Annotated in this window: 1 pseudogene; it reads left to right on the top strand. The window is 46.5% G+C overall.

The window, feature by feature from the left end:
* Positions 1 to 127 precede the first annotated feature (127 nt).
* Positions 128 to 475: pseudogene (locus CCD76_RS19545) on the top strand (site-specific integrase); the annotation flags it as partial.

The raw sequence follows: 475 nt of genomic DNA, 5'->3' as shown, positions 1-475 counted from the left end.
ATTCCTGGGGGCCGGTCTCACGGATTCAGGTCTTTAGCGAGCGAAGGGTTGGCGTAGATTTGAAACCGCGCAAGATGACCCGTCGAAGCTCTATCCAGCATGGTTTTGGGAGACAGTAGTTGAGACCTTCTATTTTACAGGTATTAGGCTAAATCAGTTGCTACATATTAAGGCTAAGGATGTTGATCTTAAAAGAATGATCCTGGTAACTTCGTTTGAAGGATCCAAAACCTATTCTGAGTCCGTGGTGCCGATCGCAGATGGGTTGTATCCTTACATTGCAAAACTGATGCTTGCGGCTCATCGTGAAGGTTTTAAACGTGAAGATCAGCTATTTAATGTGAACCGGTTTTCACGTAGGCATCGCCGCATGGAGATGGACATAAATCAAGTCGAACACTTTTTTAAGAGGCTGTCAGGATTCTGTGGTACGCGGATCACGCCTCATCCCGCCTCATTCACGAGGGTGCTGATT

This window comes from Salinicola salarius, from assembly GCF_002179555.1.
Lineage (GTDB): Bacteria > Pseudomonadota > Gammaproteobacteria > Pseudomonadales > Halomonadaceae > Salinicola > Salinicola salarius_A.
Note: the sequence above shows the minus strand (reverse complement) of the source record. Positions and strands in the feature narration are given on the sequence as shown.